This window comes from Paenibacillus sp. 10L310 (genome assembly GCF_056395745.1).
Genome location: NZ_JBFTKC010000083.1, coordinates 1 through 354 on the forward strand (window position 1 = coordinate 1; position 354 = coordinate 354).

A 354-nucleotide genomic window follows, 5' to 3' on the forward strand; every position below is an offset into this window, starting at 1 on the left:
CTTGGCTACGAACCTGGCCCGGTTGCCAGGCCGATGGCTGATCGTTTCTGGTCAACTATCGCGCTAACGTTGGATATTTCACTTTTTCACAAGCCACTCCTAGTGTCGCGTTCGACCGAGGTTTGCAGCAGCTGCCGGGCTGAGCTCGCGTAACGGATGGCGGTCTTGGGGTCGAGGTCGAACACGACGGCGAGGTGGAGCGGGTCAGGGCCGTGGGTGAGTGCCTCTTCGAGTTGCCGGTCCATGCGCAACCGTTCCAGGGTGGCGTCCTGGCCGCGGAATCCGGCGTCGATCCAGTGACCGCTGACCGGACCGGTCTCCAGGGCAGTCATCTGGTTGATCAGCATGTGAGGG

The 354-nt window shown here is 62.1% G+C and carries 1 protein-coding gene; it reads right to left on the minus strand.

Translation table 11 applies throughout. The features are described 5' to 3' along the window. Window positions 1–86: 86 nt before the first annotated feature. Window positions 87–354: hypothetical protein (locus tag AC1DE7_RS31935; protein ID WP_477535906.1), on the minus strand; the 268-nt coding region annotated here is incomplete at its 5' end.